The following is a 25,251-nucleotide window of genomic DNA, read 5'->3' on the forward strand; positions in this document are numbered from 1 at the left end:
GGTCAGGCCAGCATCTTCCGGAGCCGCTGCATGCTCACCGGCTTGGCGGTGCCGAGCTCCTGCGCCCACAGGGACACGTAGAACTCCTCGAGCGTCCAGCGGGCTTCCTCGGCCTTCCGTTCCAGCGCCTCGTGACGCGGACCGGCCGGCTCGCGCTTCGCGGCCGCCTCCGCCTTGTCCACGAGCTGCTTGGCTTCGTCGGCCTCCCACGCCCAGCGCACGTCGCGGTTCTTGTCCGCCTTGGCCTTGGCCAGGCGCGTCAGGTCCGCGCGCAGATAGCGTTCGATGCGGGGCAGTGCGTCCGGGGGAGTGCGGCCCACGAATCCAGGGTACACCAACGTGGCGATGTGGTCGCGGATCGACTGCAGCACCGAGAGCATCGGCAGGTCGGCCGGTCCCGAGACGGCCTTGTCCACCTCCGCGTAGCGCTTGAGGATCGTGATCACGTCGTGCGCCACCGCGTACACCGTGTCCTCGAACACCTCGGTCATGCCGAGCACCGCGTCGGCCAGCGCGTCGTCGTTCGGCAGCTTGTCCACGTTGGGCAGCAGCCGTTTGACCGCGGCGAGCTGCAGGTCCTCCACGAGCGCCTTGGTGGTCTTGTAGGGCGCGGACGCCAGCATGAGCGCCTCGGCGCCGAGCCAGCGGGACGAGACGCGCTCCGAGGGCAGGCGCAGCGCGTCCAGCGCGCCCTTCCACAGCATCTCGGCGCGCGAGACGGTCGTGGCGCCGGCCTTGTGCAATAGGTTCGCCCGCTCCACCAGCTTGCCCTGATCGCCCGCGGCTGCGGCCTTGCGCTCGACCATTTTGCGCGCGGACGCCTCGGCCTGCTCGGCGAACTTGCGCTGCAGCGCCTTGAGGTCCTTGCCCGTGCCGAGTGTCTTGACCGGCGCGCGCCCGCGTCCGCGGCGGTTCCTCGGCTGCGGCAGCTGCTGCTCCACGGCGAAGGTCATGCGCAGGTACGGGGCGAGCTTGCCCCACAGCTCGGCGTTCAGCACCTCGGGGTGGATCTGCGCGCCGACCGTCGCGATGGCGGCCTGCGTGAACAGATGCGTGAAGTCCGGCACGGGCTCGCCGGCCGCGTCGCGCATGTCCTTGGAACCGGGCAGCGACGGATACTGGTCGTCGATCCACGCGCGGATCTTTCTGGCCGCGTCCGGCGCGGGCACGAACTGCACGCGCAGCTGCTTGGGCAGCGCCTTGATGAGCCCCAGGATCAGCTCGTCCAGCAGACCCGGCACGTTCCACGTGAACTGGTCGGGTGTGAGGCGCGAGAGCACCTTCAGGGGCGCGTGCACGGTCACGCCGTCGGACGGGTCGTGCGGGTCGTATACGTAGCTGAGCCTCAAGTCGATCGGCGTGCCGTCCGTGCCCGTCGTATGCCAGTGGTCCGGGTAGTCGTCGAGGCTCACGCCGTCCGCGTCCGCGAGGCGCTCCACCTTGTCCGGGTCGAAGTCGAGCAGATCCGGATGCTCGCCGTGCTCGGTCTTCCACCACTTCGCCAAGTCCGCCACGCTCGTCACGTCCACGGGGATCACGGCGTTGTAGAAGTCGAACAGGTCCTCGTCGCTCACCGTCTCGGCCATCTGGCGCGTGCGGTTCGCGTCCTCGGCGGCGTCCTCGAGGATGTCGCGGTTGCGGGCCACGAACTCGTCGTAGCTGAAGCGCTGCTGGATGTCGCCCTCCACGAGGCCCTGGCGCAGCAGGAAGTCGCGCGCCTCGGCCGGGTTGATGCGGCCCCACTGCACGGTGCGGTCCTGCACGATCGGCAGGCCGTAGAGCAGCACGCGCGCGCTCGCCACCGCGGACCCGCGCGAACCGGACCAGTGCGGCTCCGCGTACGTGGTGCGGGTCAGGGCGCCGGCCAGCGGTTCGGCCCACGCCGGGTCGATCGCCGCGGAATATCGCGCCCACAGGCGGCTCGTCTCCACGAGCTCGGTGCTCATGACCCACGGCGGCGTGGACTTGGCCACCGCGGACGCCGGAAACAGAGCGAACCGCGTGCCGCGCGCGCCCTGATACTCGTTCTTCGACTTCTTCTGGGCGCGCTTGATCGCACGTGCGCGCGCCGCCCCGGTGAGCCCGGCGAAGTCTGACGCCTTGGGCTCGCGCACCACCTGCATGCCCATGTTGGACAGCAGTCCCGCGAGCATGGCGGTGTGGATGCCGCGGTCGTCCCACGAGCAGACCATGCTGTGCGCCGGCTGCTGGTTCAGGGGCAGCTGCCTGACGGTGAGGTCCGGGCGCGACGCCGGCTGGGGGACGCCCACGTTGAACTTGAGCTCGCGGCACATCTCCGTGAGCTGGTGGACGAGGTCCCTCCACTGGCGCATCCTGAGCCAGCTCAGGTACTCGGTCTTGCAGATGCGCCTCAGGGCCGAGTTGCTCGGCTCGCCGTCCGCCTGGAACACGCGGTCCCACAGGTTGAGGGCCGTGAGGAAGTCGCTGGAGGCGTCGGCGTACCGGTTGTGGATGCGGTCGGCCTCGTCGCGGTTCTCGTCCGGGCGCTCGCGCGGGTCCTGCAGGCTCAGGAACGCCACGATCACCAGCACGGCGGCCAGCGTGTCCGGCGTGGACTTGGCCGCCTCGATCACCATGCGGCCGAGCCTCACGTCGATCGGGATGCGCGCGAGCTGGCGGCCGATGTGCGTGAGCGTCACCTCGCCGCGCCGGCGTCCGATCGCCTTGAGCTCGGTGAGCTCGTTGAAGCCGTCGGACACGGCCTTCATGTCCGGCGGGTCGATGAAGCCGAAGTGTGTCACGTCCTCCGCGGTGCGCGCCACGCCCACGGAGAGCATGTGCAGCACCACCGCGCCCAGCGACGTGCGCAGGATCTCCGGCTCGGTGAAGCGCGGGCGGGTCTCGTAGTCCTCGCGCGAGTAGAGGCGGATGGCGATGCCGTCGGCGATGCGGCCGCATCGGCCGGACCGCTGGTCGGCGCTCGCCTGGCTGATCGGCTCGATGGGCAGGCGCTGCACCTTCGCGGTCTTGGAGTAGCGGGAGATGCGCGCGGTGCCCGGGTCCACCACGTAGCGGATGCCCGGCACGGTCAGGGACGTCTCCGCCACGTTGGTGGCGATGACGATGCGCTGGTGGGTGTGCGGCTCGAACACGCGGTGCTGGTCCTTGGCGGAAAGACGCGCGAACAGCGGCATGATCTCGATGGCGTCGGGCCGGCGCATGTCGTCCGCGCGGGGGCCGTAGTGGCGGCGCAGCGCGTTCTCGAAGTCGTGGATGTCGCGCTCGCCGGACGCGAACACCAGAATGTCGCGGGCGCCGCGCTCGTGGCTCGAATGGATGACGAGCTCGGCGCAGGCGCGGGCCACGGCCGTGGGCATGTCCGTGATGCCGTCGTCGTCCGCGTGCGCGTTGCGGCCGCCCGCGCCGCCGCTCGAGCGGGAGGGACGACCGTCGTCCTCGCCGGCGATCGCGGTGGCGAGCTCCTCGTAGTCGGCGTCGCCGGGCCGGGCGCCCACCGCGAACCCGGGCACCTCGCGCATGAGCGCCGGCGCGGTGCCGAGCGGCTCGTAGACCACCTGCACCGGGTACGTGCGCCCGGACACCTCGATCACCGGCACCTTGGCGTGCAGCGCCTCCTCGAAGTGCTCCTTGAACTTCACCGAGTCGATGGTGGCGGACGTGATGATGAGCTTCAGATCGCGGCGGCGCGGCAGCAGGGCGGTGAAGTAGCCCAGCAGGAAGTCGATGTTGAGGCTGCGCTCGTGCGCCTCGTCGATCACGATCGTGTCGTACTGACTGAGCTTCGGGTCGCGCTGGATCTGCGCGAGCAGGATGCCGTCGGTGACCACGCGCAGGCGGGTCTTCGGCGAGCTTTCGTCGGTGAAGCGCACCTGAAAGCCCACCTCGTCGCCGAGCCTCACGCCCAGTTCGGCCGCGATGCGCTCGGCCACCGTGCGCGCGGCGATGCGCCGGGGCTGCGTGTGCACGATCTGCCGGCCGTGCGTGCCGCGGCCCATCTCCAGCAGAATCTTCGGAATCTGCGTGGTCTTGCCGGAACCGGTCTGTCCGGAGACGATCACCACCTGCGATTCGCGCACGGCCGCGGCGATCTCGTCGCGCGCCGCCGAAACCGGCAGCTCGGAAGGATACTCGAACTTCATCTACCCTGCTTGTCCTGTTCGTTCCCTGTCAGTATGTTCAGGCCGCGTCCCTCGCGACCTCGATCACGCGGTAGCCCTTGGCGGAGTGGTATTTGCCCACCGCGAACCCGTCGCCCAGCGCCCCGGCAAGCCACGGGATGAGCGAGTCGGCGCCGAGGTTCTTCTGCACCACCAGATAGGCGGCCCCGCCCGGGTTGAGGCGCGGCAGCCACGCCATGAGCAGTTCGTGCAGCGCGTCCTTGCCGATGCGGATCGGCGGGTTCGACCAGATGAGGTCGAACGTGAGGTCCGCCGGCACCTGATCGGCCGTCATGGCCTCCACGTTGGCGAGACCGGCGTTTTTGGCGTTCTTGGCCGTGAGCTCCAGCGCGCGCTCGTTGACGTCGATCGCGACCACGCGGGCGGCGGGGCTCTCCTGCGCCATGGCGATGGCGATCGGCCCCCATCCGCAGCCGATGTCCAGGAACGTGCCTTCGGCCGGCGGCTCGGGCGCCTGCCTGAGCAGCACCGACGTGCCCAGGTCCACGCGGCCGCCGGAGAAGACGCCGTTGGACACCTCCACCTGCCTTTCCACGCCGCGCAGCGTCACCGTGAGCGTGCGGCGCACGTCCTCGGACGAGGGCTCGGCGGAGAAGTACTGCTCGTTGGCCACCGGCTGCTTGGCCTTCCGCGCGGCCTTGGGAGCCATCGCGGCTTGCGCGGGCTGCGTCGTGTTGCGGTCGCTCCGTCTGTTCCGTGTGTTTTGGTCGTTCCGCGCGTTCTTCGCGTTCTTCGCGCTTTGCGCGCGTCGGCCGCTCCGATCGTCCTGCCCGCCTCGCGCGTTTCGATCGTTCCGCGCGCCGCGGCTCCCGCGTGCGTCGTTCCTGCCAGTGCCCGTGCTCTGCCTGTCCTGCCTGCTCATCGGCGTCAACCCATCCGTTCCAACCTGCCGGCGTTCTCTTGGCCGGCGCTCTCGTGTACGGAACCATGATAGTAATAGGGTGTTCCAACGCGTTCGCCGGCGGCGTTCGGATCATTTGCCGTTTGCCCGGACGAGGCGCGCTTTGCCGGACGGGGTGCGTTTCTTCGCGGACAGGGAGCGTTTCTTCGGACAGGGAGCGCTCACTCCCTGTCCATGGGATTGAAAAACGGCCGTTTTCCAAGGTTTTTCGCCGCGCCGGACGGGGAGCGGGCGCTCCCTGTCCGTCCGCCCACCTGCTCCCGGGCCGTCCCCGCCCCCGCTCCCGGTCCGGCGTCCGGCGGGTGGGACGTTGCGCCCGGTCCCGTGCGGGGCGGATTGTCGGGCAAAATGCCCATAATGGCAGCGAAACGAACAGCGACCAGCAGAGGTGCCATTGACCCAGCCCGAAGACTTCGAAACCAATCCGAACGACGACCCGTCCGCGTCCGACGGCGTGCTGTCGAGCCAGTCCGACGTGCTGCTGGAGCGTCCGCTGGACCCGGGCGCGGAATCCCACGATCTGGCGTGGGAGGAGCGCGAGCAGCGCAACCAGCTGAAGCGCGTGGCGGGTCTGGGTGAGCTCAAGGACGTCACCGAGGTCGAATACCGCAAGGTCAGGCTCGAGCGCGTGGTGCTCGTGGGCGTGTGGTCGAGCGCCGTCACCACGGCCGCGAAGGCGGAGGAATCCCTGCGTGAGCTGGCCGCACTGGCCGAGACCGCGGGCGCCGTGGTGTGCGACGGTCTGCTCCAGCATCGCTTCAAGCCGGACGCGGCCACCTACGTGGGCTCCGGCAAGGCGCGCGAGATCGCGGACATCGTGGCCGTGGACGAGGCCGACACGATCATCGTGGACGACGATCTGGCCCCCTCGCAGCGCCGCGCCCTGGAGGACGTGGCCAAGGTCAAGGTGGTGGACCGCACCGCCGTCATTCTGGACATCTTCGCCCAGCATGCCACGAGCCGCGAGGGCAAGGCGCAGGTGGAGCTCGCCCAGCTCGAGTACATGCTGCCCCGACTGCGCGGCTGGGGCGGCTCTTTGTCCCGCCAGGCCGGCGGACGCGCCGCCGGCGCCGACGCGGGCATCGGCTCCCGAGGCCCGGGCGAGACGAAGATCGAAATGGACCGCCGCGTCATCCGCAGCCGCATCGCGCGCCTCAAGCGCCAGATCCGCGAGATGGCCCCGGCCCGCGAGGTCAAGCGCGGGTCGCGCCGTCGCTACGGCCTGCCCACGGTGGCGGTGGTGGGGTACACCAACGCCGGCAAGTCGTCGCTCACCAACCGGCTCACCGGCTCGGCGGAACTCGTGGAGAACGCGCTGTTCGCCACGCTGGACACCGCCGTGCGCCGCGCCACCTCGCGCGACGGCCGCTTCTACGCCTACGTGGACACGGTCGGCTTTGTGCGCCGGCTGCCCACGCAGCTCGTCGAGGCGTTCAAGTCCACGCTGGAGGAGGTCGCCGAGGCCGACGTGATCCTGCACGTGGTCGACGGCTCGCACCCCGACCCGTTCTCGCAGATCGACGCGGTCAACGCCGTGCTCGCGGACATCCCCGGCACCGAATCCATCCCGCGCGTCGTCGCGTTCAACAAGGCCGACCGCATCGACGGGGCGACCCGCGCACGTCTGGGCGAGCTGGACCCGGAGGCGCATGTGGTCTCCGCGTATTCGGGGGAGGGGATCGACGCGCTGCGCGACGCGATCGAGTCGCTGCTGCCCACGCCGAACGTGCACGTGGAGGCGCTGCTGCCGTATTCCGCCGGTTCGCTCGTCTCGCAGATCCGCGAATACGGCAAGGTGGACGCGGTGGAGTACCTCGCCGAGGGCGTGCGCGTGGAGGCGGACGTGAGCGACCGTCTGGCCGCGCGCGTGGTGGAGCAGTCGATCGGGTAGGCGTTCGGATCGTTGGCCCGCCTGTTCGGGTAATCGATGAAATTGTGAGCGATAACACCCTTTGCGAACACTCGCAATGTGCGTGTTGCCGTGAGTTGGCTTTCGTCAGCCGCCCCGGTTATTGTGTGTATCGAGTGAAATGCATGCCCGCGCTCTGGCGGGTCGTTTCAAGGAGAGGTAACTATGTCCAATTCGCCTATCAAGCCCACGAAGCTCGCCATCATCGGCGCCGGCGCCGTCGGTTCGACCATGGCCTTCGCGGCCGCCCAGCGCGGCGTCGCCCGTGAGATCGTCCTCGAGGATATCGCCAAGGAGCGTGTGGAGGCCGAGGTGCTCGACATGCAGCACGGCTCCAGCTTCTACCCGACCGTGTCCATCGACGGCTCCGACGACCCGGAGATCTGCCGCGACGCCGACATGGTCGTCATCACCGCCGGCGCCCGCCAGAAGCCCGGCCAGTCCCGCCTCGACCTCGCCGGCGCGACCATCAACATCATGAAGTCCATCATCCCGAACCTCGTGAAGGTGGCCCCGAACGCCATCTACATGCTGGTCACCAACCCGGTGGACGTCGTCACCCACGTGTCCATGAAGCTCTCCGGCCTGCCGGCCAACCAGATCTTCGGCTCCGGCACCAACCTCGACTCCGCCCGCCTGCGCTTCCTGATCGCGCAGCAGACCGGCGTCAACGTCAAGAACGTGCACGCCTACATCGCCGGCGAGCACGGCGACTCCGAAGTCCCGCTGTGGGCCTCCGCCACCATCGGCGGCGTGCCGATGTGCGACTGGACCGCCCTGCCCGGCCACGATCCGCTGGACGCCGCCAAGCGCGAGGAGATCCACCAGGAGGTCAAGAACGCCGCCTACAAGATCATCGAGGGCAAAGGCGCGACCAACTACGCCATCGCCATGTCCGGCGTGGACATCATCGAGGCCATCCTGCACGACACCAACCGCATCCTGCCGGTGAGCTCCCTGCTGCAGGACTTCCACGGCATCTCCGACGTGTGCATGTCCGTGCCGTCCGTGCTCAACCGCTCCGGCGTCAACACCCACATCAACACGCCGCTGTCCGACCACGAGCTGGCCGCCCTGAAGCGCTCCGCCGAGACCCTGAAGGAAACCGCCGCCAAGTTCGGCTTCTGATCCTCGATCTTCCGGTTTCGGTTTTTCCTTTTCACTGAAAGCGGGTCCTCTCCGTGCTGGGAGGATCCGCTTTCGTATGCCGGGTTCGGCGTCGTCACTTCACGTTCTTGATGCCGAACACGGAGACCGCGGCGATCGTGAGCACGATGAAGCCCATGGGGAACAGGCCGGCGTAGCCGAACATGCCGATCACGGCGGCGGCCAGCAGCGGGGCGAGCATCTGGCCGATGGTGCCGGCCACGTTGAGGAAGGCGAGATCCTTGGCTGCGGTCTTCTGGTTGGGCAGCACGGAGGTCATGAGCGCCTGATCGAGGGCCACGAAGATGCCGCCGCCGAGGCCGGAGAGCGCCACGTAGATGGTGTACATGAGCGGGGTGGGGATGAAGAACGGCAGCCAGCAGGGCACGCCCACCAGGAACACGGCCACGGCGACCGGCACCTTGATGGTCTTGATGCGGTCGGCGAGCGGGCCGGAGATCACGGCGGCGACGATGGCCATGACGAGGCTCAGCGCAGCCATGAGGCTCATCCACTTCGCGGCGGCCTCCTCCGGGGTGTGCATGTAGTCGGTCAGCGTGTACAGGCGGTAGGTGCCGATGCCGCCGGGCATCATGTACATGAGGCGCGCGATGGCGGCGAACCAGTAGTCGCGGCCGGCGTGGCGCGGCGGCAGGAAGCTCTCTTTGGCGGCCTCGACCGAGAACTTCGCGCGGGGTACGTCCCTGTTGGACTTCTCCTGACAGATCACGACGGCGAGGATGAGGGCGATGTCCGCGACGATGAGCAGGACGAACACGCCGGTGGACACGTTGGTGATGTACAGGGAGGCGAGCGACTGGGCGCCGTTGAGGCCGATCTGCGTGGCGACGCCGAACATGGAGGACGCGGTGCCGCGGTGCTTCGGGGCGATGAGGTCCGGCATCCACGCCATGGCGGCGGCCATGACTGCGTTGTACCACACCACGTACACGTACCAGGCGCCCAGCGCGAGCGTGGTGTCCGAGGCGGTGGCGAAGACGATCAGGCAGATCGTGGCGAGGACGCCGCCGCCCACGATCCACGGCGTGCGCGCGCCGAAGCGGGAACGGGTCATGTCGCACAGGGCGCCGCAGATGAAGCCGGCGAACACGGAGATGAGCAGCGTGATGGTGGTGGCGCTGGCCGTCATGGCGACCTTGTCGTCCGGGGCGATCATGGCGATCTTCGCGGGCAGCAGCACGGCGCTGATGCCGAAGAACGGGGCGTAGAAGCCGATGGTCGCGAAGAACTGCGCGATGGACGGCCTCCACGGGAAGTTGGGCTGCTGCGCGTCGGTGACGGCGGCGTTGGTGACGTTGATGTTCATGTGGGCGGTGGCTCCTTTGCTGTGGATGATCGGCGGCGATCCGTTGGTCCGCTTCGGCATGTCCCGCGATCGGTTCTGCGATGAATATTCGACGGTGAAGCTCGCGGGTGTGTAAGCGGTTTCTTGATCGTTGATCAGCGCAATGAGGCTCGGCTTCGCTGCTGCAAAGCTGCCATTCTGTATATGGCAGAAGCGATTTCATGCCTCATTGCAACCTCCTTTTCCATTGCTGACATGTGTACCATACAGCATTATGTAACCGGTTACAAACCGCGTTTCATGCGGCGTGGCGCACTGTTTGACATGGGCGTCGGGCCGGCGGCGTCCTTGCGTGTTGCCGATTGTGCGCGGCGCGTGCGGAGCGGATGCATCGGTCGGTGCGCGGGCATCGGTGCTTGACCACGGAAGCGGGGCATTGCGCGCGCGGCCGGCGGAAATGCGGGATTGCGGAATGGAATGCGGCGCTTCCGTGGTCGCTGTTTGTGGCGCATATACGATTGGCCCGCTCCGATGCTTCGGTGGTGTCTTGCGCGTCGCCGCGAACGGGTCTATTCTCAATAAAGTTTTGTTATTGAGAACATGGCGCGGGTGCGGCATGGGAACCGAGGAATCATGGCGCATGATCATTCCGCGCACGCGGGCGTGGCCGGCAACGGGGGAGCGGACGACGGCGGGCATCAGCGCCGGTTGCTGATGACGCTGGCGCTCACCGCCACCGTGTTCGTGGCGGAGGTCGCGGGCGCGGCCGTCACCGGGTCGCTGGCGCTGCTGGTGGACGCCGGCCACATGCTCACGGACATGTCCGTGCTCGTCGCGTCCACGATCACCGCGATCCTCATGCGGCGCAAGCCGAACAGCAGCCGGACGTGGGGCTGGGCGAGGCTCGAGGTGCTCACCGCGGCCGGCGGGGCGATCGTGCTGTTCATCGTGGGCGTGTACGCGCTCGCGGAGGCCGGCATGCGCCTGTTCGGCGGGCGCGCGGACGGCGTGCGCGACGTGAACCTGCTGCTGTTCTTCGGCATTCTCGGCCTCGCCGCCAACCTCGGGTCGATCGGCATCCTCGCCTCGCAGCACGCCGACAACATGAACATGCGCGCCGCGTTCCTCGAGGTGATGAACGACGCGCTCGGCTCGGTCGCCGTGGTGGTCTCCGCCGTGGTCATGATATCCACCGGATGGGACGGGTTCGACGCGGTGGCGGGCGGCGTGATCGCGATCCTCATGATCCCGCGCGCGATCAAGCTGCTGCACGGCGCCATGCAGGTGCTGCTCGAGGAGACGCCGCAGGGCCTCGACCTCGACGCCGTGCGGCGGCACTTGGAGGGCGTGCCGCATGTGGTGGCCGTGCACGACCTGCACGCGAGCACCGTGGCGACCGGCCTGCCGCGCCTCACCGCGCACGTGGTGGTCGAGCGCGGCATGACCATGGAACAGGCCGCCGACGTGCTCCACCAGTTGCAGGACTGCCTGCGCGAGCATTTCCCCGTGGCGATCGAACACACCACGTTCCAGCTTGAGCCTGACGGCTACGAGGCGAGGAATCCGGAAGAGGCCATGCACTCCTGACCGCGCCGCACGCGACACGCCGAAGAGCGTCGCTCGACGTGCAATTCGTCCCCGAATTTGCGCGTTTCGTCCCCGCACGCCCACGCGCCCCACGATTCCGCGGTAGGACTGGACGCAAGGCATCGCGGATGGGAGACAGCATGGAAGCGGAAGCAAGAAGCGCCAAGCCTCGCTACGGCATGTGGAGCAACACCGGGTTCATGCTGTCCATCGCATGGCGGGTGTCGCGCAATGTGCCGTTCGCCGTCACGGCCATGGCGGTGTGCGCGTCGGGCGCCGCGATCACGGAGCTGTTCATCGCCCCGGTGATTCTGGGGCGGATCGAATCGCATGCCTCGGCGTCCGGCACCATGCTCGCGATCGCCGCGTTCACGGCCGTGCTCATGGCGTTGAACGGCGCGCACGAGTACCTCGACACGTGCAAGGTGTTCGACCGCACCGAGGTGCGTGACAACCTGCTGTGGAGCATCGGTCGCAAGACGGCGGGCACGTCGTACATCAACACGCTGGATCCCGCCTTCCGTGCGGCGGAACGCAAATGCAGCGACGCATGCAACAGCAACTGGGCGCCCACGGAACGGTTCTGGAGCACGTGGACGGAAATCCTCACCAACGTGATCGGTTTCGCGGTCTATCTGGCGGTGCTGTCCGGACTGGACCCGCGGCTGATCGCGGTGGTGATCGCGACCGCGGCGGCAAGCTATCTGTCCGGCAGGCGCATCAACGAGTGGGGCTACCGGCACCGCGAGGAGGGGCAGACCGCCCTCAAACGGTTCGACTATCTCAATGATCTGGGCGCCAAGCGCGAATACGCGAAGGATATCCGCATCTTCGGCCTTCGCCCGTGGATTCTGGAACTGCGCGCCGGGGCACTGCGCACGCTGGCAGCGTTCCATGCCAGGCGCGAACGGACCACCATGTGGGCGAACGTGATCGATGTGGCGCTCACCTTCGCGCGCAACGGAGTGGCCTACGCGTACCTCATCTGGATCACACTCGCGCAGGAACTGTCCGCCTCGCAGTTCCTGCTGTACTTCACGGCGATCAGCGGATTCGGCATGTGGGTGACCGGCATCCTCGACCAGTTCGCGGAACTGAACAAGGAAAGCTTGGAACTCTCCCAGATTCGCGAGTTCCTCGACTGGCCGGAACCGTTCGCGTTCGAAGACGGCGAACCGCTGCAACGCCGGATCGGCCACGCCTACCAAATCACTCTGGACCATGTCTCGTTCCGCTACCCGGGCGCGGGCGTGGACACGCTCACGGACGTGAATCTGGACATCCACGCCGGCGAACGCCTCGCGGTGGTCGGCCTCAACGGGGCCGGCAAAACCACGCTCATCAAGCTCGTGTGCGGATTTCTGGACCCCACAGCCGGCCGGGTGCTGCTGGACGGCGAGGACATCCGGCGGTACGACCGACGCGACTACTACGAGCTGTTCGCCGCCGTGTTTCAGGACTTCTCCGTGCTGGACTCCACGATCGCGCAGAACGTGGCACAGCGGTTCGACGGCATCGACCGCGAGCGCGTGCGCGCATGCCTGCACGAGGCCGGGCTCGCCGACGCGGTGGACGCGCTGCCCGGCGGGCCGGACGCGCACATCGGCCGTGCGGTCTACGAGGATGGCGTGGAACTGTCCGGCGGGCAGACGCAGCGGCTCATGCTGGCCCGCGCCCTGTACAAGGACGCGCCGATCCTGCTGCTCGACGAGCCGACCGCGGCGTTGGACCCGATTGCGGAGAACGACATCTACCTGCACTACAACCGCATGACCGCGGGACGCACGTCGGTGTTCATCTCGCACCGGCTCGCCTCCACGCGCTTCTGCGACCGGATCATCTTCCTGTCCGACGGCCGGATCGCCGAGCAGGGCACGCACGAGTCGTTGCTGGCCGCAGGCGGCGGGTACGCCAGGCTGTTCGCGGTGCAGAGCAAGTATTACCGGGACGGCGTGGCCGGCGACACAGGTGGCGACGCCGACGGCACCGACGCGGCCGAAGGAGGGACGCTATGACGGACAACGCCAAGCCGTGGGACATGCCGATGCACGAGGCGTGGCGGCTCAACCTGCGGGCGCTGGGCCTCTATTGGCGCTACCGTCCGGCATGGTTCGCGGCCACGACCGTCAGCGCCTTGCTCGCCGCGGCGCTTCCCTACGCCACGATCTGGTTTTCCGCGCGTCTCATCGACGAGCTCGCCGGCGCGCGCGACCCGGCACGGCTGCGCATGTGGGTGATCCTCATCCTCGCGGTCGGCGCCGTGCTCGGGCTGGCGGCCGCGGCCGCCAAGCACTGGGCGAACGCGGAAAGCGACACCGTTGAGCCAGCGGGATCCCAGACGATTCCGGACAAGCTGCTCACCATGGACTACCCGCTCGTGGACGACGAGCGCACGATCGACGCCACCTCGCGCATCCAGCAGTCCGACCACTTCAGCGGCCGCGGGCAGCGTACGGCGGCATGGGCCTATCAGGCCTCCATGCCGGCGGTGTTCCAGGTGCTCGGCGGCATCGGACTGTCGGCGACGCTGTTCGCCGCCCCCGTGCCGGCGGGCGCCGGATGGCTGACGGCGCTCAATAGCCCGTGGCTGGGCGTGGGCGTCGTCGGCGTCATGCTGGCGATCGTATGGGTGTCCACGGTCGTCTCCGCCCGCGGCGAGGCCTATTGGGACGTGCTGGACGAGGAAGGCAGGTTCGGCAACCGCGTGTTCCGGTTTTTCGGCTACCTGTTCCGAGACGCCAAACGTGCGGCGGACCTGCGCATGTACCGGCAATACGAACGGGTGGCCCTGCCGTTCCAGAAGGCCAACGAACCATGGAACATCGACGGGCCGTTCGGCCGCCTCCTGTACCGGCGCATGGCCCCGCTGCTTGGCGCGGGCGCGGCGCTCACATCGCTCATCACCGGCTTGGCGTACGCGTACGTGTGTCTCAAGGCGCTGGGAGGGGCGTTCGGCGTGGGCGCGGTCACCCAATACGTGGGAGCCATCACCACCATGTTCGCCGGCGTGTCGAAGCTGTTCGAGATGGGCGTGCAAATCTGGGCCAACGGCCCGTTCCTGCGTCGTCTGTTCGCCTTCCTCGACACCCCGAACGCGATGTACCAAGGCACGCTGACCACCGAGAAGCGCACGGACCGCCAGTACGACGTGGAGTTCCGCGACGTGTCCTTCCGCTACCCCGGAGCCCCCGAAGGCGTCTGGGCCCTGAGGCACGCGAACGTGAAGTTCCGCGTCGGCTCCAGGCTCGCGGTGGTCGGCGAGAACGGGAGCGGCAAGACCACGTTCATCAAGCTCCTGTGCCGCCTATACGACCCGACCGAGGGGCAAATCCTGCTCAACGGGATCGACGTGCGCAAGTACCGGTACGACGAGTACATGCGCATCTTCGCCGTCGTGTTCCAGGACTTCCGGCTCCTCGCCCTCCCGTTGGGCCAGAACGTCGCCGGAAGCGCGCATTACGACCCCGCGAGGGCCGCCCGGTGCCTCGGGGACGCGGACTTCGGGGAGCGGCTCGCCTCGCTCCCGCGCGGGCTGGACACGTTCCTGTACCGGGAGCTCGACCCGGACGGGGTGGAGGTGAGCGGCGGGGAGGCGCAGAAGATCGCGATCGCCCGCGCGTTGTACCGGGACGCGCCGTTCATCGTGCTCGACGAGCCGACCGCGGCGCTGGACCCGGTCGCGGAGGCGGAGATCTACGAGCGGTTCGACCGGATCGCCCTGGACCGGACGGCGGTGTACATCAGCCACCGGCTGTCGTCGTGCCGGTTCTGCGACGAGGTCGCGGTGTTCGACCATGGGCGGATCGTGCAGACGGGAACGCACGGGGAACTGGTCGCGGACCGGTCGGGCAAGTACTACGAGCTCTGGCACGCACAGGCACAATACTACGCGTGAAACCACGGACGGTGGGCCCGATGATGCTTAACGTTGACCCGTTACGCATTTGGTCACCTTGCGAGTGGCTTGTAGGCCTAGGTGCGGTGGGCCTACGCGTGGTCCACCGCACCTATTGACGTGTATGCCGGAAACGGGGTGCGGGCGGCGGAACCGTCAGACGGCGAGCCCGAGATCATCAGATTTTGCGCAGGACGGTGACGACCTTGCCCATGATTTCGGCGTGGGTGCCGTCGATGGGGGGATATGCCGGGTTGTGGGGCATGAGCCAGACGTGCCCGTTCTCCTTGTGGAAGGTCTTTACGGTGGCTTCGCCGTCCAGCAGCGCGGCAACGATCTCGCCGTTCACGGCCGAGTGCTGTTCGCGGACGACCACGAAGTCGCCGTCGCAGATCGCGGCGTCGATCATGGAGTCGCCGTGCACTTCCAGCATGAACAGGTTGCCGGTGCCGGTGAGCCGTTCGGGCAGACGCATCACGTCCTCCACGTGCTGTTCAGCCGTGATGGGCACGCCGGCCGCGATGCGGCCGACCAGGGGCACGTCGCGCGACTGCGCGATCGATTCGGGTTCATCCTTGCCCGGGTTGGTCGGGAACGGCACGATCGTCGCCGTCCTTGTGGCTTCGCGCGGTTCGTCGCCTGGCTGGTCGATGAGTTCGATCGCGCGCCCCTTGTTGGCGTTCATGCGGATATAGCCCTTTTCCTCCAACGCCTGAAGTTGGTGCTTGACGGAGGAGGGGCTCTTCAGCCCCGCGGCCTCTCCGATCTCGCGGAACGACGGTACGAAGCCGTGACGGTCCATGTGCACGCGAATGGCGTCCAGTACCTGGCGCTGGCGGTCGGTGAGCACCCGCTCGTCCTTGCGGGCGCCTGTGCGTGAAGTGTCGAACGGGATCGTGCTCACTGGAGTTCCTTTCATCTGGGCTTGGCAACAGTGTAGCGTGCGTTTCCAAAAAGATCAAACATCTGTTCGAAGCGTGTCGGGCGTGTCGTAGAACAACTGTGCCATAATCAAACATGTGTTCTATAGCACAGGCGTTCGAAAGGAGTGGTGTGATGATACGGGAACACAGAATGGTCTTGTTGGCATCAAAGCCAGGGGCGGCGTTGCGGGAACGGCTGACGGCCCTGCTGATGGTCGTTCTGCTGACGATGTCCGGCGGTGCGGTGGCCATGCATGCCGCGCGGCCGTCGCAGGCATCGGGCGCCGTGGTCAGTTACACGGTTCGCCCGGGGGATACGCTGTGGTCGTTCGCGGCCAACGCCACACCGGCGGGCGGGGACGTGAACGACACGTTGGACGAACTGATGCGTCTCAACCATCTCGACTCGGCGCAGCTCTCGGTGGGGCAGCGCATCATGGTGCCGGAGCCCGGCGATGAGTGGGCCTGAATCGGCCGCGTTCGGCGGGATGGTTATGGCCGGAGCGAGGAGGCATGACGCTGTGACGTTCGTGAAGCATGCGCCGCATGCGTCGAAGGGGAACGTGGGGAGCGCACGGATCGCGGCCGAGATGGGGGAGACGGGTCGCCGTGCAACCCGCCGGTGGCGTGTGAAAGGGTTGACGGGTTACTGTAGGTACATGCATTGTCCTTTTTGTCAGAACCCCGACACCAAAGTCGTCGACACGCGCATCAGCGATGATGGCCACGCGATCCGCCGGCGCCGCGAATGCCCGAAGTGCGGCAAGCGCTTCACCACCATGGAGACGTCCACGCTGCTCGTCGTGAAGCGGTCCGGCAACGTGGAGCCCTTCAGCAGGGACAAGGTCATCTCCGGCGTGCGCAAGGCGTGTCAGGGACGTCCCATCCGCGAGGAGGATCTTAAGATGCTGGGCCAGCGCGTGGAGGAGGATCTTCGTTCGCGCGGTCTGGCGCAGATCGAGTCGGACGAGGTGGGTCGGGCCATTTTGAAGCCCCTGCGCGATCTGGACGAGGTCGCCTACCTGCGGTTCGCCAGCGTGTATCAGAACTTCAGCAACCTCAAGGACTTCGAAAAGGCCATCGAGGAGCTCAAGGAGCGCTGACACCACCGCCATTTGGCCGATGCCGCGATGGAAGCGGATAAGCCGACGGCCTTCGCATGGCGACGTGCGAAGGCCGAATGTCGGCGAATGCCATTGGCGCTGTTTGAAACGAAAAATCCGGAAGAAACCGGTAGCGGTTCCCTCCGGATTGCAAGAAACGCAGTGGCGATGACGCGCGGTCAGCGGACGATGCGCATGCGGATCGTGCCGTCGAGGTGCGCCAGCTTGTCGAGTGTGGCGTCGCTCGGCATGGTGGCCACGTCGGTGACCACGTAGCCCAACTCGCCTTCGGTGGCCAGCGACTGCGCGGAGATGTTGATGTTCTCGTCGCCGAGCACGTGGTTCACGCGGGCGAGCACGCCGGGCAGGTTCTCGTGCAGGTGGGCGATGCGAGCCACGCCGGTGTGCGGTCCCAGATTGAGCTGGGGCACATTCACGGACAGGGATGTGGAGCCCTTCTCCACGTAGTCCTCGAGGCGCTGCGCGACGAAGTGGCCGATGGCCTCCTGGGCCTCCAGCGTGGAGCCGCCGATGTGCGGGGTGAGGATCATGTTGTCCTCACCGGCCAGCGGGGTGTGGAACGGGTCGCCGCTCTTCTTCGGCTCGACCGGGAACACGTCCACCGCCGCGCCGGCGAGGTGGCCGGAGTCGAGGTGGCGCTTCAGGGCGTCGAGGTCGGCCACGAAGCCGCGCGACAGGTTGATGAAGATGGCGCCCTGCTTCATGTGGGCGAACTGGTCCTCCCCGAAGAAGCCGGTGTTGGACTTGCGGCCGTCCACGTGCAGCGTGACGGCGTCCGACTGTTCGAGCAGCTCGTTGAGGGTGTTGCAGCGCGCGGCGTTGCCGAGCGCCAGCTTCTCCTCGAGGTCGTAGAACACCACGCGCATGCCGAGCGCCTCGGCCAGCACGGACAGTTGAGAGCCGATGTTGCCGTAGCCGATGATGCCCAGCGTCTTGCCGCGCACCTCGTGCGAGCCGGACGCGGACTTGTCCCACATGCCCTGCTTGATGTGGTGCGTGTGGGCCGGGATGCGGCGCATCAGGCAGATGATGTCGCAGATCACCAGCTCCACCACCGAGCGGGTGTTGGAGTAGGGCGCGTTGAATACGGCGATGCCCTGCTTGCCGGCGGCGGTCAGATCCACCTGGTTGGTGCCGATGCAGAAGCATCCCACGGCCGTGAGGTTCGGGCGGGCGGCCACCACCTTGGCGGTGACGTTGGTCTTCGAGCGCACGCCCAGCAGATCCACGCCGTCCAGCGCGTCGATGAGCTCGTCCTCGCTGAGGGCGCCCTTCATGGTCTCGACTTCAAAACCATGGTTGCGCAGGCTCTCGGCGGCGAAGGGATGGATGTTCTCCAACAATAAAGCTTTAGGCATGGCACCTACTTTAGAGGGGGAGGTCGTCCGCGTCGCGTTCGGTCCGCACTATGGTCAGGCGCTGGGTCGGTCGCGTCATGGCCACGTACAGGTCGGAGGCCGCCACCAGACGGGACGCCGCCTCGTTTTCGATCTCGCCCGGCTGCACCACCACGACCGCGTCGTATTCGAGGCCCTTGACCTCCTCGGTGTCGCACACCACCACCTGACGGTCCCACGCGCCCTGCGATTCGAGCCGCTTCGCGTTCGCCTCGCCCAGCGTCTTCGCCACGGCCTTGGACACGGCCTTGCGCAGCGCGCCCAGACGCGCGGCCGGCGCGATGAGCGCCACGCGGCCCGTGCCGTCCGCGGACACGAACTCCTGCGCGAGCCTCGCGGCGGTCTTGGCGGCGCGGCGCACCAGATCGTCGTCGTCCTCGGCCAGCAGGCGCTGCACCGAGCCGGGCACCTGGCGCACCGCGTTCACCGTGGAGATGTACAGGCCCTCCGCCGTGGCGAACGCCGCCGCCATGTCGGAGACCTCCTGCGGGTTGCGGTAATTGATCGTCAGCTCGTTCAGATCCCAGTTGTCCGCGCCGAACAGCGGGTCCAGCGTCTTCGCCCAGTGGCGGGTGCCGCCCAGCGCCGAGGTCTGTGCCACGTCGCCCACGATGGTGAACGAGCGCGACGGGCAGCGGCGGATGAGCATGCGCCAGTCCATCGCGGTGAGCTCCTGCGCCTCGTCGACCACGATGTGGCCGTACGTCCACTCGCGGTCGGAGGCCGCGCGCTGGGCGGCGGTCTCGTCGTCCACGCCGTTCATCTGGTCCACGAGCATGGAGGAGGTGACGATGCCCGAACCGATGCCGGCCTGCGCGAGCGTGTCGCGAGCGTACTGCTCCTCGGCGGCGCGCTGCGCGTCGGCCGCGGCGTTCCGGTTCGCGAGCTTCGGGTCGGGGCCGAGCAGCTCGTACGCCTCGTCGAGCAGCGGGATGTCCGAGCGGGTCAGCGGCGAGCCCTTCTCGCGGGTCAGCGCCTCCACGTCGTCGTCCGTGAGCCACGGGGCGAAGCGCTTGAGCCGCTTGGGCTTGGAGAACATGTTGTCGATGAGCCACTCCGGGTTCATGGGCAGCCACGCGAGGTTGAGCGTGGTGCGCACCTTGTCGTTCATGCGCAGCAGCGACGTGACGCGGCTCAGCTCCGATTGCTCCGGCGTGTAGTCGAGCTGTTCGGCGTAGCGGGCCGTCATGGCGCGCAGCATGCTTTTGACGAACGTCTCGCGCGCCTTGTTGTGCTGCTGGCGCGTGCGGCGGGCGTCCATCTGCGCCTGTTCGATGTCCGTCGCCGTCATGGGCACGGGGAAGCCGTTGACCGGCACGGTGGGCAGGTCCTTGGGCACGCGCACGCGCGCCGCCACAGCGTTGGCCACGGCCGACGCCATGCGGCGGTCGCCCTTGAGCTGCGCGGCGCGGGGCGAGTCGGTGGCCTTCGCCTCCACGCCCGGGATGAGGTCGGCGATCGTGCGGCTCACCACGCCGGTCTCGCCGAGCGAGGGCAGCACCTGGTCGATGTAGTGCAGGAACGCGGAGGACGGTCCCACCACGAGCACGCCCGAGCGCTCCAGCGCGCGGCGGTGCGTGTACAGCAGGTAGGCGGCGCGGTGCAGCGCCACGGCGGTCTTGCCGGTGCCCGGGCCTCCCTGCACCACCACGGCGCGGTTGAGCCGCGTGCGGATGATCCGGTCCTGCTCGGCCTGGATGGTGGCGACGATGTCCGTCATCTTGCCGGTGCGGCGGGAGCTCAGCGAGGCGAGCAGCGCCCCCTCGCCGGTCAGCGTGCCCGCGGAGGAGGCGGCGCCCACCTGGTCGGAATGCACGTCCAGCACCTCGTCCTCCACGCTGACCACCTTGCGGAAGCTCAGCGTGATGTGCCGGCGCATCACGATGTCGCCGTGGCTCGACGGCGTGGCCTCGTAGAACGGCCGGGCGGCCTCGGCTCGCCAGTCCGTCAGGATCGGCTCGTGGCGTTCGTTGGACAGGCCGATGCGCCCGATGTAGCGGCGTTCGCCGGAGGACGTGTCGAGGCGGCCGAACACCAGACGGTCCTCCACGGCGCGCAGCTGGGAGAGGCGGTCCTCGTACATGGTGGCGAAGGAGTCGCGTTCCGTGCGCTGGGTGGGGGAGCCGTGCGAGCCGGCCGCGCGGACCGTGCTCAGACGTTCGCGGGCCTGGGCGCGCAGATCGTCGAGCCTGCCGTAGGCTCGGTCGACGGACTGCTGCTCCTCGCTCAACTGGGACGCGTAACCGGACATAGACTTCGTTCCCTCTCCCTCGCAATGGATCCCCAACCGGGACCGCACCTGATCGCGCCCGAACGCGCATGATGCCGCGCCCCGGCAAAAACTAGGTAAACCAATGTACTCCGACCTCCCTACGGACCGGCTCCGGGCGAACGCGTCCGAATTGAACTTTGCGTGAATTCCCGGCGCGTCCCGGCGTCCCGGTGCGCGTCCCGAGCTGCATCCCGCGTTCCCCGCCGTACCCATGTCGTGTTCGCCCCGCTTTCTCCGCCGTACCCCGCGGTGCATAACCCGGCGCTCAAACAGGCCATCCACGCCTGTTGTGCAGAATTGAGGATGATTTTCGCCACGGAGTGGGGCAACTTGGGGATAAGTGGGGTAGAGTGGGGAACGTTGTGAGCAGTGTGCCCGCATTCGGTGTGCACAGATCGTTTTTCCCGTGCCGCGCATACCCCTGATGCATGGCCCAAATGTTGATAAATCCAAGGAGGTGGGGAACATGGCCGACGAATCCAACGAAGCATTCGACGCGCTGCCCCCGCTCCTGCTCGGCACGTACACGCCGAAGATCGACGCCAAGGGACGCATGGCGCTGCCCGCGAAGTTCCGCTCCCAGCTGGGCGCCGGCCTGGTGATGGCCCGCGGCCAGGAGCGCTGCGTCTACCTGCTGCCCATCAGCGAGTTCCGCCGCGTGGCCGCGCAGATCCAGCGCACGTCGCTCGGCAACAAGGCCGCCCGCGAGTACCTGCGCGTGTTCCTCTCCGGAGCCACCGACGAGGTGCCGGACAAGCAGGGCCGCGTGCTCGTGCCCCAGATGCTGCGCGACTACGCCGATCTGGGCGACGACGTCGTGGTGATCGGCGTGGGCACCCGCGCCGAGGTGTGGAACCGCGCCGCGTGGGAGTCCTATCTCAACGAAAAGGAAGCGGCGTACTCCGATATCGCCGATGACGTACTGCCGGTGGTGGATTTCTGATGACCGATGCCCGTATGACCGATTTCCGCATTGACGCCCAGCAGGCCGCCGAGGCCGCCGGCGCCCCGGCGAGCGACGCCGACGCCATCGCGCGCATCCACCGACCCGTCCTGCTCGACGACTGCGTGTCCCTCGTCGCCCCGGCGCTGACCCGCCGTCCCGGCGCGACCGTGGTCGACTGCACGTTGGGGCTGGCCGGACACTCCACCGCCTTCCTCAAGGCCGCCCCCGAGGCGCGTCTGATCGGCATCGACCGCGACGCCGAGGCGCTGGCGCTGGCCACGCGCCGCATCGGCGACGCCGGGTGCGCCGGCCGCTTCACGCCCGTGCACGCCGCGTTCGACGCGATCGGCGACGTGCTGGACGACCGCGGCATCGCCGAAGTGGACGCCGTGTTCATGGACCTTGGCCTGTCCAGCCTGCAGATCGACGAGACCGACCGCGGCTTCTCCTATTCGCACGACGCCCCGCTCGACATGCGCATGGACCCCTCGCAGCCGCTCACCGCCGCGGACGTGCTCGCCCGCTACACGGCGCAGGACCTCGCGCGCATCTTCCGCGAATACGGCGAGGAGCGCTTCGCCCGCCAGATCGCCGCGCGCATCGTGCGCGACCGCGAGCACGGCGAGATCCTGACCACCTCGGGCCAGCTCAACCGGCTCGTGGACGACGTGGTGCCGCAGGCCCACCGCCCGGCCGGCAACCCCGCCAAGCGCGTGTTCCAAGCGCTGCGCATCGAGGTCAACGGCGAGCTGGACAAGCTCGCGCGCACGCTGCCCGAGGCGGCCCTGCACCTCGCCGTGGGTGGCCGCATCGTCGTCGAGTCGTACCACTCCCTCGAGGACCGCACGGTCAAGCGCTTCATGGCGCAGGGGCTGACCGCGGACGTGCCGGCCGGCCTGCCGGTCATCCCCGAGGACGCGCAGCCGTTCTTCAGGGACCTGACGCGCGGCGCGGTCAAGGCCGACGAGGCCGAGATCGCCGCCAATCCGCGTTCGGCGTCCGTGCGCCTGAGGGCCGTGGAGCTCGTCCGCCCGCTGCCCGACCGCTGGCGCAGGCAGTTCGCCCGCGACGCGGCCGGAGAGTCCGCCGGCGGCTCCGGAGCGGCCGGCTCGTCCCGTGGCCGCAGACCGTCCCGCAAGTCGTCCAAGTCGTCCGCATCGTCATACGAAAGGAGGAGATGATGCCCGCAGCATTGCGCAAGGCCCGCACGGCCTCGTCGTCCGCGCCGCGCGCCGCGCGGTCCGCGTTCGCAGTCGCGTCCGCGCCGAACACCGGCGAAAGCGCGCGCATCGCCTCCTCCGCGCCCGGATCGTCCGTCGCGCGGACCAAGAGCCGCCCGCACGCCGAGACCGCCGCCACCCGCCGGCCCGAGCTGCACGTGGTACAGGGCCGCGGCAAGCGCCGGATCGACGCCGAGGCCGTCACCGACGGCTTCCAGCGCCTGATCGCGTGGGTGGTGGGCCGCCGCTCGCCGTTCCTCACCACGGTGGTCGCCGCGGTGTTCCTCATGGGCACGCTGCTCGGCACGCTCGCCCTGCGCACGCAGATGGTCGAGTACTCCTTCGAGGCGGCTCGCGTGAACAAGTCGATCGCCATGCTCACCCAGGACTCGCAGACCTACCAGAGCGAGCTGGACCGCCTTGAGGCCCAGCTGCCGCAGAAGGCGACCGAGATGGGCATGGTGCCGCAGCAGGGCACGCTGTCCATCGACCTGCAGGGCTACCAGCCGCCGGCCGACGACGCCTCCGCGCAGGCCGCGCAGACGCAGAACCAAGGCCAGCAGACCCAGTCCCAGAACCAGCAGCAAACCACGGAAGGACAGTGATGGGCGGAACGTTCAAGCGCATCCTCGCCAGGCACACGCCGTTCTTCAACCGCGTGATGGCGGTCTCCCTGGTGTTCGCCGTCATCGCGTGCGTCTCGCTGGGCAAGCTCGCCTACATCCAGCTGCTCGAGGGATCGTCCACCGCGCAGGCCGCCACGAACAGCCGCACGGTCAAGGCGACGCTGTCCGCGCAGCGCGGGTCGATCGTGGACGTCAACGGCAACGTGCTCGCCCAAAGCGTGGAGCGCTACACCATCATCGGCGACCCGCTCGTCGCCAGCACCTTCGAGCCCGTGGACTGCGGCACCTCGACGGCCAAGGCGTACGGCTACTGCCACAGCATCGACGGGCAGAACGTGGGGGAGACCGGCCCGGCGGCCGTGGCCCGCCTGCTCGCCCCGGTGCTCGGCGTGAGCGCCATGGAGCTCGGCGCCAAGCTCACCGGCACCAGCCGCTACGTGGTGATCGCCAAGGACGTGGAGCCCGCCGTCAAGCGCCAGATCGACGCGCTGCACATCAGCAGCGTGATCAGCGCGCAGAACTCGAGCCAGCGCACGTACCCGAACGGCAGCCTGCTCGGCACGGTCCTGGGCGGCGTGAACGACGACGGCTCCGGCGTCTCCGGCCTGGAGCAGATGGAGGACTCCACGCTCACCGGCACCGACGGCTACCAGATCTACCAGCGCGGCAACCTCGGCCAGAAGATCCCCGGCACGGAGACCCAGTCGGTCGACCCCGTCAACGGATCGACCGTCAAGCTCACCGTGGACCGCGACGTGCAGTGGTACGTGGAGGACGCGGTCAAGCAGGCGAAGGCCAAGTACAACGCCAAGTGGGCCATGGCCGTGGTGTCCCGGGTGAACGGCGACATCCTCGCCCTGGCGGACTCCGATCAGTACGAGGCCGGCAGCTCCGAGGCCAAGATGCACACCTCGCGCGTGGGCACCGAGCTGTTCGACCCGGGCTCCACCGGCAAGGTGATCACCATGGCCGGCCTGCTGCAGGAGGGCCTGCACCAGGCGTCCGACCAGTTCTCGGTGCCGTCCACGCTCACCGAGGACGGGCAGACCTACAAGGACTCGCACGAGCACGGCACGTCCAAGTGGACGCTCGCCGGCATCCTGCAGAACTCCTCCAACGTGGGCATGATCATGGCCTCGAAGAACTACTCCGACGACCTGCGCTACCAGTACCTCGCCAAGTTCGGCGTGGGCAAGACCTCCGGCCTCGGCCTGCCCGGCGAATCCCCGGGCGCGCTCACCTCCGCCGACCAGTGGGACCGCCGCACGCGCAACACCGTGCTGTTCGGCCAGGGCTACTCCGTGACCGCCCTGCAGCTCAACAGCATCGGCGAGACGCTGGCGAACAAGGGCGTCAAGCCGCAGCAGCGGCTCATCAAGTCGGTCGTCGACGCCAACGGCAAGGAGACGGAGACCAAGACCGGCAACGGCGAGCGCGTGGTGGACGAAAAGGTGGCCGCCGACGTGCTCAACGCCATGGAATCCGTGGCGGAGGACTACTCGAAGACCGTCTCCGTGCCCGGCTACCGCGTGGCCGCCAAGACCGGCACCGCCGAAGTCGCGGGCGATTCCGGGGCGCTCACCTCCATCGTGGCCGACTGGCTGGGCGTCATCCCGGCGGACAACCCGCAGTTCGTGATCACCGTGGTGCTCAAGGACCCGACCGGCACCTACGGCGGCGTGACCGCGGGCCCCGTGTTCGCGCAGATCGCCCAGTTCCTCATGCAGAAGTACGAGGTGGCGCCCTCCTCGCCGCGCACGGACGCGATTCCGACCGACTGGTGAGGCGGTCCGAGGAGACGATGACAATGGAAGGCAACGGGAACGTCGCGGCAGAAAG

The 25,251-nt window shown here is 68.1% G+C and carries 17 protein-coding genes; 11 read left to right on the forward strand and 6 right to left on the reverse strand.

Annotated elements, in window-relative coordinates; genetic code table 11:
• Positions 1–2: 2 nt before the first annotated feature.
• Positions 3–4,121 carry a DUF3418 domain-containing protein gene (locus tag DSM100685_RS07990; protein WP_152350823.1) on the reverse strand — a complete coding sequence of 1,373 codons (4,119 nt, stop codon included), beginning with the start codon at positions 4,119–4,121 and terminating at the stop codon, positions 3–5.
• A 37-nt stretch (positions 4,122–4,158) separates the two neighbouring features.
• Positions 4,159–4,809 carry a class I SAM-dependent methyltransferase gene (locus DSM100685_RS07995; RefSeq protein ID WP_152350824.1) on the reverse strand — a complete coding sequence of 217 codons (651 nt, stop codon included), beginning with the start codon at positions 4,807–4,809 and terminating at the stop codon, positions 4,159–4,161.
• 646 nt (positions 4,810–5,455) lie between these two features.
• Between DSM100685_RS07995 and hflX the strand changes: the two genes are divergently transcribed.
• Both hflX and DSM100685_RS08005 read left to right on the forward strand, forming a co-directional pair.
• Positions 5,456–6,952 carry a GTPase HflX gene (hflX, locus tag DSM100685_RS08000; RefSeq protein ID WP_152350825.1) on the forward strand — a complete coding sequence of 499 codons (1,497 nt, stop codon included), beginning with the start codon at positions 5,456–5,458 and terminating at the stop codon, positions 6,950–6,952.
• Positions 6,953–7,135: 183 nt separating this feature from the next.
• Positions 7,136–8,098, forward strand: a complete 963-nt coding sequence (locus DSM100685_RS08005; protein WP_152350826.1) for an L-lactate dehydrogenase — start codon at positions 7,136–7,138, stop codon at positions 8,096–8,098.
• Between the two features lie 94 nt (positions 8,099–8,192).
• Here the strand turns inward: DSM100685_RS08005 and DSM100685_RS08010 are convergent, their stop codons facing one another.
• Complete coding sequence (locus tag DSM100685_RS08010; protein ID WP_163201019.1) at positions 8,193–9,443, reverse strand: MFS transporter; 1,251 nt, start codon at positions 9,441–9,443, stop codon at positions 8,193–8,195.
• Between the two features lie 612 nt (positions 9,444–10,055).
• Between DSM100685_RS08010 and DSM100685_RS08015 the strand changes: the two genes are divergently transcribed.
• From DSM100685_RS08015 to DSM100685_RS08025, 3 genes are all read left to right on the forward strand, one after another.
• Positions 10,056–11,009, forward strand: coding sequence for a cation diffusion facilitator family transporter (locus DSM100685_RS08015; protein ID WP_152350828.1), 954 nt, complete (start codon positions 10,056–10,058; stop codon positions 11,007–11,009).
• 140 nt (positions 11,010–11,149) lie between these two features.
• Complete coding sequence (locus DSM100685_RS08020; RefSeq protein ID WP_152350829.1) at positions 11,150–13,024, forward strand: ABC transporter ATP-binding protein; 1,875 nt, start codon at positions 11,150–11,152, stop codon at positions 13,022–13,024.
• Entirely contained in the window at positions 13,021–14,904 is a 1,884-nt protein-coding gene (locus tag DSM100685_RS08025) for an ABC transporter ATP-binding protein (protein WP_204314325.1), read from the forward strand. The genes DSM100685_RS08020 and DSM100685_RS08025 overlap by 4 nt, the downstream gene beginning before the upstream one ends.
• A gap of 178 nt (positions 14,905–15,082) precedes the next feature.
• Here the strand turns inward: DSM100685_RS08025 and lexA are convergent, their stop codons facing one another.
• Positions 15,083–15,808, reverse strand: coding sequence for a transcriptional repressor LexA (gene lexA / locus DSM100685_RS08030; protein ID WP_152350830.1), 726 nt, complete (start codon positions 15,806–15,808; stop codon positions 15,083–15,085).
• A 152-nt stretch (positions 15,809–15,960) separates the two neighbouring features.
• Between lexA and DSM100685_RS08035 the strand changes: the two genes are divergently transcribed.
• Positions 15,961–16,296, forward strand: a complete 336-nt coding sequence (locus DSM100685_RS08035) for a LysM peptidoglycan-binding domain-containing protein (RefSeq protein WP_239512690.1) — start codon at positions 15,961–15,963, stop codon at positions 16,294–16,296.
• Positions 16,297–16,486: 190 nt separating this feature from the next.
• Entirely contained in the window at positions 16,487–16,930 is a 444-nt protein-coding gene (gene nrdR, locus DSM100685_RS08040; RefSeq protein WP_152350832.1) for a transcriptional regulator NrdR, read from the forward strand.
• Between the two features lie 179 nt (positions 16,931–17,109).
• On the opposite strand, the gene serA is transcribed toward nrdR, so the two are convergent.
• Positions 17,110–18,309, reverse strand: a complete 1,200-nt coding sequence (serA, locus tag DSM100685_RS08045) for a phosphoglycerate dehydrogenase (RefSeq protein ID WP_152350833.1) — start codon at positions 18,307–18,309, stop codon at positions 17,110–17,112.
• 10 nt (positions 18,310–18,319) lie between these two features.
• Positions 18,320–20,599 carry a HelD family protein gene (locus DSM100685_RS08050; protein ID WP_152350834.1) on the reverse strand — a complete coding sequence of 760 codons (2,280 nt, stop codon included), beginning with the start codon at positions 20,597–20,599 and terminating at the stop codon, positions 18,320–18,322.
• 487 nt (positions 20,600–21,086) lie between these two features.
• On the opposite strand from DSM100685_RS08050, the gene mraZ reads away from it, so the two are divergent.
• The 4 genes from mraZ to DSM100685_RS08070 are packed head-to-tail and all read left to right on the forward strand — an operon-like array spanning position 21,087 to position 25,196.
• A complete protein-coding gene (gene mraZ, locus DSM100685_RS08055; protein ID WP_152350835.1) occupies positions 21,087–21,563 on the forward strand; it encodes a division/cell wall cluster transcriptional repressor MraZ in 477 nt (158 codons plus the stop codon).
• Complete coding sequence (rsmH, locus tag DSM100685_RS08060; protein ID WP_239512689.1) at positions 21,563–22,747, forward strand: 16S rRNA (cytosine(1402)-N(4))-methyltransferase RsmH; 1,185 nt, start codon at positions 21,563–21,565, stop codon at positions 22,745–22,747. The genes mraZ and rsmH overlap by 1 nt, the downstream gene beginning before the upstream one ends.
• Entirely contained in the window at positions 22,747–23,391 is a 645-nt protein-coding gene (gene ftsL, locus DSM100685_RS11130; RefSeq protein ID WP_338070656.1) for a cell division protein FtsL, read from the forward strand. Before rsmH ends, ftsL begins: the two co-directional genes overlap by 1 nt.
• Entirely contained in the window at positions 23,391–25,196 is a 1,806-nt protein-coding gene (locus DSM100685_RS08070) for a peptidoglycan D,D-transpeptidase FtsI family protein (RefSeq protein WP_152350836.1), read from the forward strand. The genes ftsL and DSM100685_RS08070 overlap by 1 nt, the downstream gene beginning before the upstream one ends.
• Positions 25,197–25,251: the final 55 nt, after the last annotated feature.

Source organism: Bifidobacterium avesanii, from assembly GCF_009299475.1.
GTDB lineage: Bacteria > Actinomycetota > Actinomycetes > Actinomycetales > Bifidobacteriaceae > Bifidobacterium > Bifidobacterium avesanii.

Bases quoted from the DNA above. Each gene is read 5' to 3' on its own strand.
- DSM100685_RS08010 (WP_163201019.1), bottom strand. From the start codon at position 9,443: ATGAACATCAACGTCACCAACGCCGCCGTCACCGACGCGCAGCAGCCC.
- serA (WP_152350833.1), bottom strand. From the start codon at position 18,309: ATGCCTAAAGCTTTATTGTTGGAGAACATCCATCCCTTCGCCGCCGAG.
- DSM100685_RS08070 (WP_152350836.1), top strand. From the start codon at position 23,391: ATGGGCGGAACGTTCAAGCGCATCCTCGCCAGGCACACGCCGTTCTTC.
- nrdR (WP_152350832.1), top strand. From the start codon at position 16,487: ATGCATTGTCCTTTTTGTCAGAACCCCGACACCAAAGTCGTCGACACG.
- DSM100685_RS08020 (WP_152350829.1), top strand. From the start codon at position 11,150: ATGGAAGCGGAAGCAAGAAGCGCCAAGCCTCGCTACGGCATGTGGAGC.
- DSM100685_RS08050 (WP_152350834.1), bottom strand. From the start codon at position 20,599: ATGTCCGGTTACGCGTCCCAGTTGAGCGAGGAGCAGCAGTCCGTCGAC.
- DSM100685_RS08025 (WP_204314325.1), top strand. From the start codon at position 13,021: ATGACGGACAACGCCAAGCCGTGGGACATGCCGATGCACGAGGCGTGG.
- DSM100685_RS08035 (WP_239512690.1), top strand. From the start codon at position 15,961: ATGATACGGGAACACAGAATGGTCTTGTTGGCATCAAAGCCAGGGGCG.
- DSM100685_RS07995 (WP_152350824.1), bottom strand. From the start codon at position 4,809: ATGGCTCCCAAGGCCGCGCGGAAGGCCAAGCAGCCGGTGGCCAACGAG.
- rsmH (WP_239512689.1), top strand. From the start codon at position 21,563: ATGACCGATGCCCGTATGACCGATTTCCGCATTGACGCCCAGCAGGCC.
- mraZ (WP_152350835.1), top strand. From the start codon at position 21,087: ATGGCCGACGAATCCAACGAAGCATTCGACGCGCTGCCCCCGCTCCTG.
- ftsL (WP_338070656.1), top strand. From the start codon at position 22,747: ATGCCCGCAGCATTGCGCAAGGCCCGCACGGCCTCGTCGTCCGCGCCG.
- DSM100685_RS07990 (WP_152350823.1), bottom strand. From the start codon at position 4,121: ATGAAGTTCGAGTATCCTTCCGAGCTGCCGGTTTCGGCGGCGCGCGAC.
- DSM100685_RS08015 (WP_152350828.1), top strand. From the start codon at position 10,056: ATGGCGCATGATCATTCCGCGCACGCGGGCGTGGCCGGCAACGGGGGA.
- DSM100685_RS08005 (WP_152350826.1), top strand. From the start codon at position 7,136: ATGTCCAATTCGCCTATCAAGCCCACGAAGCTCGCCATCATCGGCGCC.